The organism is Pandoraea pneumonica, from assembly GCF_049918595.1.
Lineage (GTDB): Bacteria > Pseudomonadota > Gammaproteobacteria > Burkholderiales > Burkholderiaceae > Pandoraea > Pandoraea pneumonica_A.
This window is the reverse complement of the sequence record NZ_JBNCRZ010000001.1, coordinates 36646-52805: the sequence shown is the minus strand read 5'-3', so window position 1 is coordinate 52805 and position 16160 is coordinate 36646. Positions and strand designations below refer to the sequence as shown.

Here is a 16160-nt window from a genome sequence, read left to right as displayed (position 1 = left end):
GCACCCACCTTCACTGCACGCCGCGCGCGCGATCGGCCTTGAACTTGGCGACGAAAGCGTCGAAACGGTGGGCTTCGATGGCATCCCGGATTTCCTGCATCAGCGTCAGATAGTAATGCAGGTTGTGGATGGTGTTGAGCCGCGCGCCCAGAATCTCCCCGGCTCGCTGCAAGTGGTGCAGATAGGCGCGCGAGAAGTTTCGACAGGCGTAACAGCCGCAAGTTTCGTCCAGCGGGCGTGTGTCCGTCTTGTGCGACGCGTTGCGAATCTTCAGATCGCCAAAACGCGTGAAGAGCCAGCCGTTACGGGCATTGCGCGTGGGCATGACGCAATCGAACATGTCCACCCCTGCTGCCACGCCAGCCACCAGATCTTCCGGCGTACCCACGCCCATCAGGTAGTGCGGCTTGTCCGCCGGCAGGCGCGGGGCGACGTGGTTGAGTACCCGCATCATGTCTTCTTTCGGCTCGCCGACCGACAGCCCACCGATGGCGTAACCGTGGAACGGCAGCTCCGAGAGCCCGGCGAGCGATTCGTCGCGCAGGTTCTCGTACATTCCGCCTTGCACAATCCCGAACAGTGCGTTCGGATTTTCGAGCTTGTTGAATTCGTCGATCGAGCGCTTGGCCCAGCGCAGCGACATGCGCATCGACTGCCCGGCTTCGGTCTCGGTCGCCGGACGGCCGTCGATCTCGTACGGCGTGCATTCGTCGAACTGCATGACGATGTCCGAATTGAGCACGTGCTGGATCTGCATCGAGATCTCGGGCGACAGGAACAGGCGGTCGCCGTTGACCGGCGAGGCGAATTTCACGCCTTCTTCGCTGATCTTGCGCAATTCGCCCAGGCTGAACACCTGAAAACCGCCCGAATCGGTCAGGATCGGCTTGTCCCAGCCCATGAAGCGGTGCAGTCCGCCGTGTGCGGCAATGGTTTCCAGCCCCGGGCGCAGCCACAGGTGGAAGGTATTGCCGAGGATGATCTGGGCGTTGTTTTCGACCAACTCGACAGGCGACATCGCCTTGACCGAGCCGTAGGTGCCCACGGGCATGAAGATGGGCGTCTCGACCACGCCATGGTTGAGCGTGACGCGCCCCCGACGGGCATTGCCGTCGGTGGTGATGAGTTCGAACTTGAGCATGTGTCTTGCGCCCCGGCACCACCGGCAAAACAAGCCGGCGCCCGCACGGGACGGAATAAAGCGGCACGCGCCCCATGCGCGGCCAGGGCGCTATTGTACCGGGTCGGACAGGGGCGGTTAGAGAAGTGTGGTACGGGTGCGGGCTGGCTGCGTGGCGTAGACGGTGCGATGCACCGTCCAGCTGCACCGGCCAAGCCAGCGATGCATCAAGCCGCCGCTTTCGGGGCCTCGTGCAGTGCTTCGCGCGACAGAATCATCGCGTCGCCGTAGCTGAAGAAGCGATAACGCTGCTCGATGGCGTGACGGTAAGCTGCGCGGATCGTCTCCATGCCCGAGAAGGCCGACACGAGCATGAGCAGCGTCGACTTGGGCAGGTGGAAGTTGGTAATCAAGCGGTCGACCAATTGGAAGCTGTAGCCCGGCGTGATGAAGATATCGGTCTCGGTACTGCCCGCGCGCAACGTGCCCGGTTCGCCGCCTGCCGCCAGTGCTGCCTGTGCGGCAGATTCGAGCGCACGCATCGACGTGGTGCCCACCGCAATCACACGGCCACCGCGTGCGCGCGTGGCGGCAATGGCTTCGACCAGTTCGGGGGTGATTTCGTACCACTCGGAGTGCATCTTGTGCTCGTTGAGTTTCTCCACGCGCACGGGCTGGAACGTCCCGGCACCCACGTGCAGCGTGAGCGTAGCGCGTTGAACACCCAGCGCATCGAGGCGAGCGAAGAGGCCGTCGTCGAAGTGCAGACCTGCTGTCGGGGCCGCCACGGCACCAGGGTTACGGGCGTAGACGGTCTGATAACGCGTCTCGTCGCCCGCATCGGCTTCGTGGACGATATAGGGCGGCAACGGCAGGCGTCCGTACGTTTCCAGCAGGGGATAGCAGTCGCTTGGGAAATGCAGCGTGTAGAACGGGTCGACGCGCTCACCGACGGTGACGTCGAAGGCGTCGGCCAGTCGCAGCACCGTGCCCGGCCCCGGGCTCTTGCTCGCGCGGATCTGAGCGAGCACCGTGGTGCTGTCGATCACGCGCTCGACGAGGACTTCGATCTTGCCGCCGCTGGCCTTTTGGCCGAACAGGCGTGCTTTGATGACACGGGTATCGTTGAACACCAGCAAATCGCCCGGCGCGAGCAGACCGGGCAGGTCGGCAAAGCGGCGATCGTAGAGATGGGGCGGCGTGACGCTGCCGTCGACCTCCAGCAAGCGGCTGGCGGTGCGCTCAGCGAGCGCGGTCTGCGCGATCAGTTCGGGCGGCAGGTCGAAATCGAAATCGGAAAGGGTATACATCAGCGTTTACAATGCGTAGCAACCGACATTTTACTTGGTTCGTCCGGTGGCTTGCCGATATGGCGTGCACCCGGGGCACGAACCTCTGACGCCGCGACTGCATGACCGAACGCCGAATGCCCGCCCCAGCGCCTGCTGCCGACCTTGTAGATCTCGCCGATGCTGCCGATAGTGCACCCGGGGAGACCGGTGCCGCACGCGGGGGCAAGGCGCAGGCGAAGCCGAAGGCCGCCACCAAGCGTGGTGCAAAAGCGAAAGCTGCGAAGTCAGCGAACGCTGCCAATGACAGCGCAGACGACGATGCGAACGCTGCCGCAGTCAACGGAAAATCCGCCAAAAAGCCTGCCGAAAAAACCGCCCCGGGCAGCAGCGCCGCCCGCAAAGGCAGCGCGGACAAGCTCGCCAAGCTCGGCCTCAAACGCGACATCGATCTGATTCTGCATCTGCCGATGCGCTACGAGGACGAGACACGCCTCAGCAAAATCGGCGACGTGCTGCCGAGCGAACTGGCGCAGGTCGAAGGCACCGTCACGTCGAGTGAAGTCGCCTACCGTCCACGCCGCCAATGGCTGGTACGCATCGAAGACGAAGGGCACGAATTAGTGCTGCGTTTTCTGAATTTCTACGGCAGTCAGCAAAAGCAACTTTCCGTCGGCACCCGAGTGCGGGTGCGCGGCGAAGTGCGTGGCGGGTTCTTCGGATTGGAGATGGTGCACCCGGCGTATCGCGTGGTGTCCGATGCCTCGCAACCGCTGCCCGAAGCGCTCACGCCGGTCTATCCAAGCGCCGCCGGGTTGTCACAGGCGTATCTGCGCAAAGCCATTCACAACGCCATGGAGCGCACCCCGCTTCCGGAACTGCTGCCGCCCGGTCTGCTGCAAGCGGCCATCGGCCCGGATCATCCGCTGCCGCCGTTGGCCGACGCCGTGCGGCTGCTGCACGCGCCGCCCCCCAAAGTCTCCGAGACGTCGCTCATGGAGCGCTCGCACCCCGCATGGTTGCGGATCAAGTGCGAAGAACTGCTTGCGCAACAACTCTCGCTCAAGCGGGCGCAGGCGGCACGCCGACGTCTGGCGGCACCCTCGCTTGGCAAGCACGTCCCCGGCGGACTGCTCGAACGTTTCGAGGCGGCGCTGCCGTTCCGGCTGACTGGGGCGCAGCAGCGCGTGTGGGCCGAGATTCGTGCCGATCTGGCCGAGCCGCATCCGATGCAGCGTCTGTTGCAGGGCGATGTGGGCAGCGGCAAAACCATCATTGCCGCGCTCGCAGCGACGCAGGCTATCGACGCGGGTTTTCAGGCCGCCATCATGGCGCCGACAGAAATTCTCGCCGAGCAGCATCTGCGCAAGCTTTCCGCATGGCTCACGCCGTTGGGCGTGCAGGTCGCGTGGCTCGCGGGCAGCATGAAGGCCAAGGAGAAGCGTGAGGCGCTGGCGCGCGTGGCGAGCGGCGAGGCGCAACTCGTCATCGGCACCCACGCCATCATTCAGGACACCGTGACCTTCGCCCGTCTTGGCATGGCCGTCGTCGACGAGCAGCACCGCTTCGGCGTGGCACAGCGCCTGGCACTGCGTAGCAAGATGGCGACGGCGGGCATGGGCGCGAACGCCATGCCGCACCAACTGATGATGAGTGCGACACCGATCCCGCGCACGCTGGCGATGACGTATTACGCCGATCTCGATGTCTCCGTCATCGATGAGTTGCCGCCAGGGCGCAGCCCCGTGGTGACCAAGCTGATTAGCGACACCCGTCGCGCCGAAGTCGTCGATCGCGTGCGTGCGGCGGCGCTGGCGGGACGGCAAGTGTATTGGGTGTGTCCGCTCATCGAGGAAAGCGAGGCGCTGCAATTGCAGACCGCCGTCGATACGCACGCGCAACTGGTCGCGGCGTTACCCGAGTTGCGCGTCGGTCTCGTGCACGGGCGTCTCTCTCCGGCGGAGAAAGCCGCCGTGATGGAGGATTTCACGCGCGGCGACACGCATCTGCTCGTGGCGACGACGGTGATCGAAGTGGGCGTGGACGTGCCCAACGCGTCGCTGATGGTGATCGAGCACGCCGAGCGCTTCGGCCTCGCACAGTTGCACCAGTTGCGCGGGCGAGTCGGACGCGGTTCGGCCGAATCGGTGTGTTTGCTGATGTATGCGTCGCCGCTGTCGATGGGTGCCAAGGCACGCCTGCAAACGATGCGCGAGACCACCGACGGTTTCGTCATTGCCCGGCGCGACCTCGAAATCCGTGGTCCGGGCGAGTTCCTCGGCGCGCGGCAGTCAGGCGCGGCGATGTTGCGATTCGTCGATCTGAACGAGGACGGCTGGATGATTCCCGGCGCGCAGGAAGCGGCAGAACAACTGCTGGCATCGCATCCGGGCGCGGTCGCGGCCCATTTGGAGCGCTGGCTCGGTGCCCGCGAGGACTATTTGAAAGCCTGATCGGGCACGGACAGCGCAACGTGCGGTCAATCCGACAGGTGACGCATCGCGCGCGATGGCCGGCCCACGATCGGGCGTCGCCTGAAAACGGGCAATGGCCGCTCGATTGTGCTATAAAAAACAAAATCTATCGATTGCGGTAATCCGATTAATTTACAGGTTAGGACGACATGACCCTCACGGAACTCAAGTACATCGTGGCGGTGGCGCGAGAACGCCATTTCGGTCGCGCAGCGGAAGCCTGTTTCGTCAGCCAGCCGACGCTCTCGGTGGCGATCAAGAAGCTCGAAGACGAGCTCAATGTGCAGATTTTCGAACGGGGTGCCGCTGAAGTGAGCGTCACGCCGCTGGGTGAGCAGATCGTGGCGCAAGCGCAGCGTGTGCTCGAACAGACCATTGCCATCAAGGAAATTGCCAAGCAGGGCCGCGATCCGCTCGCCGGCCCGCTGCGTCTGGGGGTGATCTATACGATCGGACCGTATCTGCTGCCCGCGCTGGTCAAGCAGATGATCGAGACCACGCCGCAGATGCCGCTCATGCTGCAAGAGAACTACACGCTCAAGCTGATCGAGTTGCTCAAGCAGGGCGAGATCGACGCGGCGATCATGGCGCTGCCGTTCCCGGAAAGCGGTTTGATGGTGCGTCCGCTGTACGACGAGCCGTTCGTGGTGGCGCTACCGCGTTCGCACCCTTGGGCGACGCGCGAGCAGATCGATGCGGGTGACCTGAAGCAGGAAACGATGCTGCTGCTGGGCAGCGGGCATTGCTTCCGCGATCACGTGCTTGGCGTCTGCCCGGAGCTGATGCGCTTCTCGCAGAACGCCGACGGCATCCAGAAGACGTTCGAAGGCTCGTCGCTCGAGACGATTCGTCACATGGTCGCGAGCGGCGTCGGCATCACCGTGCTGCCGAAGACGTCGGTGCCCGAGTCGCAAGCGCCCGACAGTCTGCTGCGCTACGTGCCGTTCTCGGCACCGGTGCCCGACCGTCGCGTGGTACTCGCATGGCGCAAGAGCTTCACGCGTCTACCGGCCATCGAGGCAGTGGCTCAAGCCATCGCCCGGTGCAATTTGCCCGGGGTGATCCCGCTCGATCTGCCGGCCACGGCAAACTGAGCCGAAACACCCGCTAAACCCGCTAAACCTGCAAGACCCCGATGCGCCGCCGCTTCCCGCCGCGGCGCATTGTTTTTCCCTATGCGATAGATAAAAACGATTAATTCGACTGTTTTAATTAGAATTATTAACCTAGCGACATGCGTTTGCGAACCCCTCGCCACGCACCTGAGGTGACCCCGATGACCGCACTGAAGACATATCTGCACGACATCGAAGCCACGCTGGAACACGTGCTGGCCGAGTTTGCGCAGATGGCGGCGTAAGCCCATTCCCCACGCAACCTGCCCGACGGGTTGACCGATCAAGCAACAGGAGAGCCTCGCATGTCCGATACCAAGAAACTCACGACCGCCGCCGGTGCCCCGGTACCCGACAACCAGAACACGATGACGGCCGGCCCGCGTGGCCCGGCGTTGCTGCAAGACGTGTGGTTCCTTGAAAAGCTGGCTCACTTCGACCGCGAAGTGATTCCCGAGCGCCGTGTGCACGCCAAAGGCTCTGGCGCCTACGGCAAGCTCACCATCACGCATGACATCACGCGCTTTAGCCGTGCGCGGGTGTTCGAAGCCATCGGCAAGGAGACGCCGGTATTCCTGCGCTTTTCCACCGTCGCGGGCGAGCGTGGTGCTGCCGATGCTGAGCGCGATGTGCGCGGCTTCGCGTTGAAGTTCTATACCGACGAAGGCAACTGGGATCTCGTGGGCAACAACACGCCGGTGTTCTTCGTGCGTGACCCGCTCAAATTCCCCGACTTCATCCACACGCAAAAGCGCGACCCTAAGACGAACCTGCGCAACCCGACAGCGGCATGGGATTTCTGGTCGCGTCATCCGGAATCGCTCCATCAGGTCACCATTCTGATGAGCGACCGGGGCTTGCCCGCGAACTACCGACAGCAGCACGGTTTCGGCTCGCACACGTTCAGCTTTATCAACGCGGCGAACGAGCGCTTCTGGGTGAAGTTCCATTTCAAGTCGATGCAGGGCGTCGAGAATCTGACCAACGCTCAAGCGGCAGAAGTGGTCGCTGGCGATCGCGAGAGCGCGCAGCGCGACCTGTTCGATGCCATCGAAGCCGGTAACTTCCCGCGCTGGCGCATGCAGGTGCAGGTGATGCCTGAAGCCGATGCGGCCACGTATGCGATCAACCCGTTCGATCTGACGAAGGTGTGGCCGCACGGGGACTACCCGTTGATCGACGTGGGCGTGCTTGAGCTCAATCGCAACCCGGAGAACTACTTCGCGGAAGTGGAGCAGGCGGCGTTCAATCCGGCGAACGTGGTGCCGGGGATCAGCTTCTCGCCGGACCGGATGTTGCAGGGCCGGTTGTTCTCGTACGGCGACACGCAGCGTTATCGCCTTGGTGTGAACCACAGCGCCATTCCCGTGAACGCGCCGAAGTGCCCGTTCCACAACAGCTTCCACCGCGATGGCGCGATGCGTGTGGACGGCAATCTGGGCGGCACGACGAATTACCAGCCGAACCGTTACGGTGCGTTTGCCGATCAACCGGAGTTCCGCGATCCGCCGGAAGCGGTAGGCGCGGTGGCTGATCGCTACGATCATCGTGAGGACGACGATTACTACTCGCAACCGCGTGCGTTATTCCGGTTGTTCGATGACGGGCAGAAGTCGCGCCTGTTCGGCAATATCGCCGCCGCCATGCAGGGCGTGCCCGATGACGTGGCAGATCGCCAGCTTGCACATTTCGCCAAGATCGATCCGGCGTATGCGCAAGGGGTGAAGGCGGCGCGCGAGGCGCTGGCGAAGCAGTAAGGGGAGGGGAAGGGCGGTTTTGCCGCCCTCAATCCGCTGGCCAGAACGCGCGAATCGCGGCGACGCCGTGGGCACCGGCGTTACGCGCGGTGTTTAGCGTCTCGGCGCGCATGCCGCCGAGAGCGAAGACGGGCAGGGTAGTTTGTGCTGCGAGTGCAGAGAACGCAGGCCAGCCCAGCGGCGTGGCATCGGGATGTGTTGCAGTGGCGAGCACCGGCGAGAGCGTTACGAAGTCGACGCCGATGTGGTCGGCTTGCGCGAGTTGCGCCGCGTCGTGACAGGCGGCGCTCACGAGTTTCCATCCAGCGGGCCGTGTATCGGATGCCAGTAGCCGCGCGCTGGTCAGGTGCCAGCCATCGGCGTGCGGGACAGTATCTGCATGCAGGCCGTTCGCGGCATCGAGCCAAAGGTCGGCGACGTCGGCGCGCGGATTGAGCAGCAACTGCGCGCCTGCGGCATGCGTCAGGGCTAACGCAGACTCTGCGAGCGCACGGTAACCATCCGCATCGAGCGAGCGGTTACGCAGTTGCACGAGACGGATGCCACGTGCGAGCGCCTGCGCGAGCAGGGACGCAAACGAGGCGATCTGTGCAACGGAGGTGACTTCCGGTGTCACCAGAAGCTGACGGGGAAGCGTGGCGTCGGCAGCGCTTGTTGCGCTGGACAGGCTGGACATCGACAGGAATCGGGCAAGGTCGGCAGGCATGCGGCAGTGTAACCGGAACATTAATCGCAATGCCGCATCACACCAATAGTGTGCCTCGCATCGCACCACGATGTGGGTAACCCTAGTGAATCAAACGAACGGAGTCATCATGGCAAAGAAAAACAACGTCGCCACCGTGAACATTGGCATTAGCGAGAAGGATCGTAAGCGCATCGTCGAAGGGCTGAATCATCTGCTCGCCGACACGTACACGCTGTATCTGAAGACGCACAACTTCCACTGGAACGTCACCGGTCCGATGTTCAACACATTGCATCTGATGTTCGAAGGCCAGTACAACGAACTGGCGCTGGCCGTCGATCAGATCGCCGAGCGGATTCGTGCGCTGGGCTATCCGGCACCGGGGACTTACAAGGAATTCGCGAAGCTGTCGTCGATTCCCGAAGCCGAAGGTGTGCCGAGCGCCGAAGAGATGATTCGTCAGCTCGTCGAAGGGCAGGAAGCCGTGACGCGCACCGCGCGCGGTATTTTCCCGACGGTAGACGCCGCCTCGGACGAGCCCACTGCCGACTTGCTCACGCAGCGCATGCAACTGCACGAAAAGAACGCGTGGATGCTGCGCAGTTTGTTGGCATAACGCGCGGACTCACCCCAGCACGCGCCGGATTCCCGGTGCGTGCCATCGTCACCCCTATCGCACGAGAAATGTCATAGAGAAAGGGTGCACTCACTTGGGCAGTCCAGTACACTCGCTGGATGCCTACCGATTGGCTTTTCCGCAACCTCCTTGTGGGTCTGTTTTTGCCGCCCGCCAACGTTTTGGCGCTGGCGGCGCTTGCGCTTATTTGCTGGCGGCGCTGGCCGCGCCTGGGTAAGACACTCGCCGTGGTGGCCGCATTGGCGCTTTGGCTTCAGGCGATGCCTTGGGTTGGCGATCGGCTGACACGCTCGCTCGACGTTGGCACGCCGGTCGATGTGAAAGCCCTCGACGCCGCACGTCAGTCGCCCGAAGCCGCTGCACAACTGCCGCAGGCGGTGGTCATTCTTGGCGGTGGTATCAGCGCCGGGGCGACTGAATACGGCCGTCCCGATGGCGCCGACTTGCATCCGGTGAGTCTTGCCCGCGTGCGCTACGGCGCTTTTCTTGCGCGGCATGCCCAACTTCCGGTTCTTGTGTCCGGCGGTGCGCCGTCGGGCTTTCCCATTGCAGAGGGCCGCCTGATGGCGCAGGTGCTCTCCGAAGAATTCGGCGTACCGGTCCGCTGGACCGAGGCTCAATCGCTGAACACGGCGCAAAACGCCATCTTTAGCGCGCGCATGCTGACCAATTCCGGTATCACGCGCGTGTATCTGGTCACGAGCGCCTGGCATATGCGCCGCGCTCGCGATCAGTTTGTGCGTGCTGGACTCACGGTGGTACCCGCACCGTGCTGCAACGAGCGCGCACTCGATCCCGAGGTCATTCCCGGCTGGTGGCCGACACTCGACGGCATGCGCAGTACGCGCTTTGCCCTGCGCGAGTGGATGGCGATCGCCGTAGGGCACTGAGCCGCTTGCGGTGTGCCCGATGTCACGAAGCGACGGCATAGTTCACATGGGTCCGACCCAATGAACCTGATCCAATGAACCTGACCCAGGCTTCGCGACGCGATCTCCGATTTTCTGCTTTGTTCACCCACCTGAATGAGAGAGACATATGAAGACGAAGGCAGTCCTGACCGCTGAAGACGTACAAAAGATCAACGCCGCTGCGGTGGCTGAAGCCACGGCGAACGGCTGGAACGTGTGCATCACGATCGTCGACGATGGCGGCCACGCGTTGTCGCTGCATCGCATGGACGGTGCTGCCCCCAGCACCGCGATGATGTCGATGGGCAAGGCGCAGACGTCGGCCGTGGGCCGTCGCGACAGCGGTGTGTTCGAAGAGATGATCAACGGTGGCCGCTTCGCGTTCCTGAGCGCGCCGAACACGGCGATGCTCGAAGGCGGCGTGGCGATCGTGGTCGACGGCAATGTGATCGGTGCGGTGGGCGTGTCGGGCGTGAAGTCGGCGCAGGACGCACAGATTGCGCGTGCCGGTATCGCTGCGGTTGTCGGCGCGTAATTTCCGCCGCACCAAAAAGAAAACCCGCTCGCGAGAGCGGGTTAAAGGCTTGTCAGGCCGGATGGCCGCAACCTGAGGCTTGGCAGGTTGGGCCACGAGGAGAACATCAATGAAACCCTTGTGGCTGGACAAAAAAGTGGCTTGGCTGGCGCGCAACGCAGGTAGAGAGGGGCTTGCCGTAACTACATGGGATCGCGTTGCGTTCGCTGGCTACTGCCAAACACCTCTTAGGCGAGGTGGTCCCCACAAAACTCGGTGAAGGCGGCGGCAAGGTCGTGGTCAAGCCACCGCCAAAATTCTTTACTTCGCCTTCGTACTGCTGATTCCTACAACTGACTGAGGGTAGGGCTAACTTCGGTTACTTCGTCAGGATCAACTTGCCGTAGCGCGTAGCGCGCAGTTGGTAAGTCTGGCCGTTGTGCAAGATGTTCACGCATTGCGTGCCTTGCAGCAGATGGTCGCTCGTCAGGACGCGGCCGGTTGCGTTGCTGGCCGGCTTCGCTGCTGCCGGGCTGGCCACTTGCGTACGCGACACCGACAAGGTGCGGCGCGGCGCCGTAGCGGGCGTGGTCTGGCGTGCAGTGGTGTGGCTTGCGCTCATCTGGCTCATCCGTATGTCTGACTGTGAGAAGAATCTTAAATGAGAATCATTCCCATTTATATTTGAATTTGACTATTGTTCTCAGGTCGGCAATAGATTTTCTGGATTCGCGCGGTTTCGAGAGACGCCGGACGCGAGGAAGGTGCGTCCGGCGGATGTTTCGGGCTAATGCGTCCGAAAGCCACATGCGACTTAGTCGAGCGCGCCTTGTTCGGCGAGGGCGCGGATGTGCGCGATGGTGTCGATGTCGGCCTCGCGATAGGCCGATTTCACGAACTCGCTATACCGCGTGTCGGCGCTTGGGGCGTCTTCGGGCAGCGTGGTGCTGTAGATAAACCGCACGAAGTAATGCGTAGGCGTCGGCTCCTCGATCTTCATCGTGAGCGTGCCGCCCGCGTGCTGGTCGGTGGCCGCCGTTTCATAGCGCACCGATTGCAGTGCCTCGAAGATCACGCGATCGTGCACCACGGCTTGTCCGAAGCGAAGCTCGCGCACCAACGTGTCGTCCGTGCGTTCATGCACGATGCATTCGTCGAGCCCCAGCACGAAGTTGGCCGGTTGCTCAGCACGCAGCACGAGGCCGTTCCAGAGTTGTTCACGCGAGAGCGAAAAAGCCAGCGGGTTCAGGAGGTCGTTGACCTCGATCAGGTGTTCGTACTGCAAGAATTTTCCCCTTGAATCGATAACCGCCAGCGCGCCAATTTGGCGGGCCGGCGGAGTAGGTGCGGGCTGTGGCAATCGACGGTTAGCCGTCTTGGCGTCTCGTCGTTACTCGATCAGCGAACTGTCGATAGCGATCGTCCCCGACAACACCTTGTGAATTGGGCACGCGTTGGCGATTTCCAAGAGGCGCTGCCGTTGTTCTTCCGACAGATCGCCGCCCAGCTCGATCTTGCGCGTGATTTGCGTCGTCCCGGCTGCGGGTTTGCCATCCGGATTCATGGCCAGCGTGACTTTCACTTCCTTGAGCGGCCATTCTTTACGGCGGGCATACATCTGCAACGTGATCGACGTGCATGCACCCAGGCTCGAGAGCAGCAGCGCGGATGGCATGGGACCTAGGTCACCGCCGCCTAGCGAGGCGGGCTCATCGCCGATCCATTCGTGCTTGCCATCCGAGAGTCGCGTGGTGAATCCGGCGGCGCCCAGATGGGCAGTGACAATCGCTTCTGCGCTCATAACAACTCCTGTTAGACGGCCTCATGGGTCACAACGCACTTTGCGTGTCATTGTGACCCAATTCAGTCCTGCAAGTGCAATGCACGCGTGTCGATCAGGCACCGGTTGCCGGAATGTGGCCCATGCGACCTGCCTGGAAGTCGAGAATCGCCTGACGAATCTCGCCTTCCGTGTTCATCACGAACGGGCCGTAACGTGCGACCGGCTCACCCAGCGGCTTGCCACCGATCAGCAGGAACGACAGCGGGGTGTCGCCGTGGTTGCGCACGGTGACGCCTTCGCCCTCGTTGCCGAACACGACCATCTGATGCTTCTTGGCCGCCGTTGCCTCGGGGCCGAACTCGCCTTCACCGTCGACCACATACGCGAACACGTTGAAGTCGGCCGGTACCGCTTGCTCGACCACGCCTTGCGGCTGCAACGTGAAGTGCTGATACAGAATCGGCGTGCGGGTCTCAATGGCCGCCTTCGTGCCCAGCGCCTCACCGGCGATCACACGGACCGACACCTTGCCGTCGTCGCTGGTAGCGACCGGAATCCCGGCCGCAGGCAATTCCTGATAGCGCGGGGTCATCATCTTGTCCACGCGCGGCAGGTTCACCCAAAGCTGGAAGCCGTGCATCTCGCCGCCGCGCTCTTGAAACGCCTTCGACGGCATTTCGGAGTGAATGACACCGGCACCGGCCGTCATCCACTGCACGTCGCCGGGCGTGAGCTTGCCCGCATGACCTTGCGAGTCACGATGTTCCATTTCGCCCGCGAGCAGATACGTCACGGTCTCGAAGCCACGGTGCGGGTGATCGGGGGCGCCCTTGGCTTCACCCGGTTCGACCTGCATCGGCCCCATTTCGTCGAGCAGCAGGAACGGATCGAAATCCATCAGCATGCGGGTCGGGAACGGACGGTTGACGTAAAAGCCGGCACCTTCCTGCGTTTGCGCAGCCGTGAAGACGCGGGCCACCGGGCGGGTTTGGGTCGTGCTCATGAGGGGGCTCTCCTGTGTGGGCTGATACGCATAGGGCGCAATCAGTCCGTTGTCATGTGCAGACTATATCGGGGCGAGTGGGGCGGGGAGTAGCCCGGAAGCGGGGAAGGATTGTTACCCGATTGGAACAATCGAGCGGAAGTGGGTGCGACAGACGAAAAAAAGCGCGGTGATGGACACCGCGCTTTTCGTTTCAGCGATTCGTGAATCGACCGGGTGGTTACTTCGCCGGTTCCGTCACAAAGCCGAGTTTGGTGACGCCGGCCGACTGCGCATCGGCGAGCACCTTGGCGACGCTCTCGTAACGCACGTTCTTGTCGGCGAACAGGTGCAGTTCCGGTTGCGGCTGCGCTTCGGCGGCTTGTTGCAGACGAGCGTGCAACGTGGCCTCGTCGACTTGCTGCTTGTCCCAGAAGACCGTGCCGTCGGCCTGAATCGACAAGTCGATCTTGGCCGGCTTGGTGTCTTCCGGTTGGCTGCTTGCCTGCGGCAGGTCGAGCTTGACGGCGTGGTTGAGCACCGGCAGCGTCACGATGAAGATGATCAGCAGCACCAGCATGACGTCGACGAGCGGCGTCATGTTGATCTCGCTCATCATGCCGTCATCGGCGCTTTCATCGCTGCTATAGGACCCCATGGCCATGGCGAACTCCTTCTCTCGTACGGCGGCTTAGCTGGCGCTGGCCGGGGTGGACTTGCGCACCGGCGTAACGTTGCTAGCGAATTGCGGCGAATGCAGGCTGGCGCCGGTCAGGAAGTAAGCGTGCAGGCTGTGGGCGAAACGGTTGAGCTTCGAGACCACACCCTTATTGCCGCGCGTCAGGGCGTTGTAGCCGAGCACGGCCGGGATGGCGACGAACAGACCGAAGGCCGTCATGATCAGGGCTTCGCCCACGGGGCCGGCCACTTTGTCGATGGTCGTCTGACCCGATGCGCCGATGGCCAGCAGGGCGTGATAAATACCCCACACCGTACCGAACAGGCCGACGAACGGCGAGGTCGAGCCGATGGAAGCGAGCAAGGCCAGACCGCTTTGCAGGCGCGAGACAGTGTCGTCCACCGAGTTCTTCAGGGCACGGGTGATCCAGTCGCTCACGTCCATCTTGTCGTGCAGGTGCGGCTGGCTTTGGCGGTGGTGTTCGGCGGCGTCTTGACCGGCGAGTGCCAGCGCGAGGAACGGGTTGTTGTTACCCGACGATTCGCCCAGCTTTTGCAGGCCGGCGGTGAAGTTTTCCGAGTGCCAAAAATCCGGTTCAGCCGTGCGCGTGAGGCGGCTCAGACGGAAGATCTGCGTGCCCTTGATGATGATGACCGTCCAGGACAGCACCGACATCACCAACAACACGATCGCGATGGCACGGGTGACGAAATCGCCCTGCGCCCAGACGTGGCTCAAACCATACTCTTGCATTTTGCGTTCCTCGGGAGATCCAGTTCGTGAATCGTTACGTTAATCGTTCAGATTGAAATTAAATGGCTTGGTCGCCGCAGCTTCCACTGCGCGGCCGTTTTGCATCGGGGGCGCACAACGCATCGCCAGTGCGGCGGTGCGGGCAGCCTGATCGAGACGGGGGAAGCCGCTCGACTTGACCACATTCGCGCTCGACACCACACCTCGCGTGTCGATCACCAGACGCAGCGTGACGGTGCCTTCCTCGCCAACGCGTCGTGATTGCGTAGGATAGACCACGCGCGGCTCTTCGCACTTCACCGCCAGACCTTCGATCGGACCCGACGGGGCGGGCGCTGGCGTAGGCGCAGGCGGAGCAGGCGGCGTCGGCGCAGCGTTCTGCGTGGGTTCCACTTGCGCTTGCGGCGGGGCGACGGGCTCGGCCTTCTGCGTAATGGCGTTTTGCGGCTGCACGCGCGGCTTGGGCGGCGGCGGCGCGACCTTCGGCTTCGGCGGTTCAGGCTGCGGCTTGGGCGGCGCGGGTTGCGGCGGCGTCGGGGCAGGCGTGAGCGGAATGATCGTGGCGGTAAACGTCGTCGGCTCGATCGTGGCTTTCTCGGGCTCGTTGCGCAACTGCGACAGCCCGATCAGGGCGGCAATATGGATGACTACGATCGCTGTGGCGACCGCGATAGCTCGCGGCGACATCAACGGATCGCGGCTCGGCATGAGCGCGAGGGTCGTAGGGGGCACGGTCGACATGGTAACGGCTAGGGTACGCTAATTGCGGCGGTGAACGGTGAGTGAAGCGCGGTGTGCGGGACTCGGGGTTCGGATGGGCCGGACGTGCGATCAAAGGAAAACCGCGCCAAGGGGCGCGGTCGGCGAATACAGCGAGTGCGCGAAGCAGACAGCCTGACGTGCACTCACCTTCGAAACAGGAAGAACGATAAGCATAACGTCGATACAAAGCCAATCAGGAGTTCCATTTGACACCTCCGGGGGTGACGCGAATCGCTGGCTGGCGCATGGCCGCCTGATGCGAGTGATCGCATGCGAGACGCCTGGCTGGCTCCCTTGCCTTCGCGACTTACCGCAGTGTCGCAACGGCGAAATCCTAACGGATGACATGTGACAGTCGCGACCGCGCTCTGAAGATTCAGAGGGTCGCGCGCTGCATTACGCTGCCAACGCGAGTTCTTGCATGACGACGACTTCGGTCGTGGTCGTGGTGGTGACGTCGCAGGCCGACTGGCAGCAGCCACCGCACGAGCGGCCACAGCAGGGCGAGGCACCCGCGACCATTTCTTGAACGTACGGACCGCACTTGCCGCAGCATAGGGCTACGCCGAGGTCGATCTGAAGATCTTCCATCGAGGTGGCGCCAGCGTCGAGACAGGCCTTGATCTGGCGCTCGGAGACGGATTTGCAGACACAGACGATCATGATGAAAACGTCAAAATGTAACACTAATGAGAA

The 16160-nt window shown here is 62.8% G+C and carries 17 protein-coding genes; 6 read left to right on the top strand and 11 right to left on the bottom strand.

Translation table 11 applies throughout. The annotated features are described in order from the left end of the window. Positions 1 to 10 precede the first annotated feature (10 nt). Entirely contained in the window at positions 11 to 1141 is a 1131-nt protein-coding gene (tgt, locus tag ACPWR9_RS00265; RefSeq protein WP_426312180.1) for a tRNA guanosine(34) transglycosylase Tgt, read from the bottom strand. 206 nt (positions 1142 to 1347) lie between these two features. Beyond that, on the bottom strand, positions 1348 to 2430 hold the full coding sequence (gene queA, locus ACPWR9_RS00260; RefSeq protein WP_426312177.1) for a tRNA preQ1(34) S-adenosylmethionine ribosyltransferase-isomerase QueA: 1083 nt from the start codon (positions 2428 to 2430) through the stop codon (positions 1348 to 1350). 101 nt (positions 2431 to 2531) lie between these two features. On the opposite strand from queA, the gene recG reads away from it, so the two are divergent. The 3 genes from recG (at position 2532) to ACPWR9_RS00245 (ending at position 7755) form a co-directional block, all read left to right on the top strand. Further along, complete coding sequence (recG, locus tag ACPWR9_RS00255; protein ID WP_426312174.1) at positions 2532 to 4862, top strand: ATP-dependent DNA helicase RecG; 2331 nt, start codon at positions 2532 to 2534, stop codon at positions 4860 to 4862. A 170-nt stretch (positions 4863 to 5032) separates the two neighbouring features. Continuing rightward, positions 5033 to 5977, top strand: coding sequence for a LysR substrate-binding domain-containing protein (locus tag ACPWR9_RS00250; protein ID WP_150680283.1), 945 nt, complete (start codon positions 5033 to 5035; stop codon positions 5975 to 5977). 326 nt (positions 5978 to 6303) lie between these two features. Further along, positions 6304 to 7755: a catalase gene (locus tag ACPWR9_RS00245; protein ID WP_426312171.1), complete on the top strand. Its 1452-nt coding sequence runs from the start codon at positions 6304 to 6306 to the stop codon at positions 7753 to 7755. 28 nt (positions 7756 to 7783) lie between these two features. Here ACPWR9_RS00245 and ACPWR9_RS00240 read toward each other — a convergent pair whose 3' ends face one another. Then, positions 7784 to 8431, bottom strand: coding sequence for a thiamine phosphate synthase (locus tag ACPWR9_RS00240; RefSeq protein WP_426312169.1), 648 nt, complete (start codon positions 8429 to 8431; stop codon positions 7784 to 7786). A gap of 139 nt (positions 8432 to 8570) precedes the next feature. Here ACPWR9_RS00240 and ACPWR9_RS00235 point away from each other — a divergent pair, with 139 nt between their 5' ends. The 3 genes from ACPWR9_RS00235 to ACPWR9_RS00225 all read left to right on the top strand — a co-directional run bounded on the left by ACPWR9_RS00235 (position 8571) and on the right by ACPWR9_RS00225 (position 10526). Next, positions 8571 to 9059, top strand: a complete 489-nt coding sequence (locus ACPWR9_RS00235) for a Dps family protein (protein ID WP_150680286.1) — start codon at positions 8571 to 8573, stop codon at positions 9057 to 9059. A gap of 119 nt (positions 9060 to 9178) precedes the next feature. Further along, positions 9179 to 9970: a YdcF family protein gene (locus ACPWR9_RS00230; RefSeq protein WP_426312166.1), complete on the top strand. Its 792-nt coding sequence runs from the start codon at positions 9179 to 9181 to the stop codon at positions 9968 to 9970. A 148-nt stretch (positions 9971 to 10118) separates the two neighbouring features. Then, positions 10119 to 10526, top strand: a complete 408-nt coding sequence (locus ACPWR9_RS00225; protein ID WP_426312163.1) for a GlcG/HbpS family heme-binding protein — start codon at positions 10119 to 10121, stop codon at positions 10524 to 10526. Positions 10527 to 10884: 358 nt separating this feature from the next. Here ACPWR9_RS00225 and hemP read toward each other — a convergent pair whose 3' ends face one another. The 8 genes from hemP to ACPWR9_RS00185 form a co-directional block, all read right to left on the bottom strand. Next, positions 10885 to 11136, bottom strand: a complete 252-nt coding sequence (gene hemP / locus ACPWR9_RS00220; protein ID WP_150680289.1) for a hemin uptake protein HemP — start codon at positions 11134 to 11136, stop codon at positions 10885 to 10887. 183 nt (positions 11137 to 11319) lie between these two features. Beyond that, positions 11320 to 11790, bottom strand: coding sequence for an SRPBCC family protein (locus ACPWR9_RS00215; protein ID WP_426312160.1), 471 nt, complete (start codon positions 11788 to 11790; stop codon positions 11320 to 11322). A 105-nt stretch (positions 11791 to 11895) separates the two neighbouring features. Beyond that, positions 11896 to 12306 carry an OsmC family protein gene (locus ACPWR9_RS00210; protein ID WP_058377503.1) on the bottom strand — a complete coding sequence of 137 codons (411 nt, stop codon included), beginning with the start codon at positions 12304 to 12306 and terminating at the stop codon, positions 11896 to 11898. Positions 12307 to 12400: 94 nt separating this feature from the next. Next, positions 12401 to 13291, bottom strand: a complete 891-nt coding sequence (locus tag ACPWR9_RS00205; protein ID WP_426312158.1) for a pirin family protein — start codon at positions 13289 to 13291, stop codon at positions 12401 to 12403. Positions 13292 to 13511: 220 nt separating this feature from the next. Then, the gene (locus ACPWR9_RS00200; RefSeq protein WP_426312155.1) at positions 13512 to 13934 is read right to left on the bottom strand and encodes an ExbD/TolR family protein; all 423 of its coding nucleotides are present in this window, start codon (positions 13932 to 13934) and stop codon (positions 13512 to 13514) included. 27 nt (positions 13935 to 13961) lie between these two features. Further along, positions 13962 to 14702: a MotA/TolQ/ExbB proton channel family protein gene (locus ACPWR9_RS00195; RefSeq protein WP_150680293.1), complete on the bottom strand. Its 741-nt coding sequence runs from the start codon at positions 14700 to 14702 to the stop codon at positions 13962 to 13964. Positions 14703 to 14741: 39 nt separating this feature from the next. Then, positions 14742 to 15443: an energy transducer TonB gene (locus tag ACPWR9_RS00190; protein ID WP_426312154.1), complete on the bottom strand. Its 702-nt coding sequence runs from the start codon at positions 15441 to 15443 to the stop codon at positions 14742 to 14744. 417 nt (positions 15444 to 15860) lie between these two features. After that, a complete protein-coding gene (locus ACPWR9_RS00185) occupies positions 15861 to 16127 on the bottom strand; it encodes a (2Fe-2S)-binding protein (protein WP_426312152.1) in 267 nt (88 codons plus the stop codon). Between the last annotated feature and the right edge of the window lie 33 nt (positions 16128 to 16160).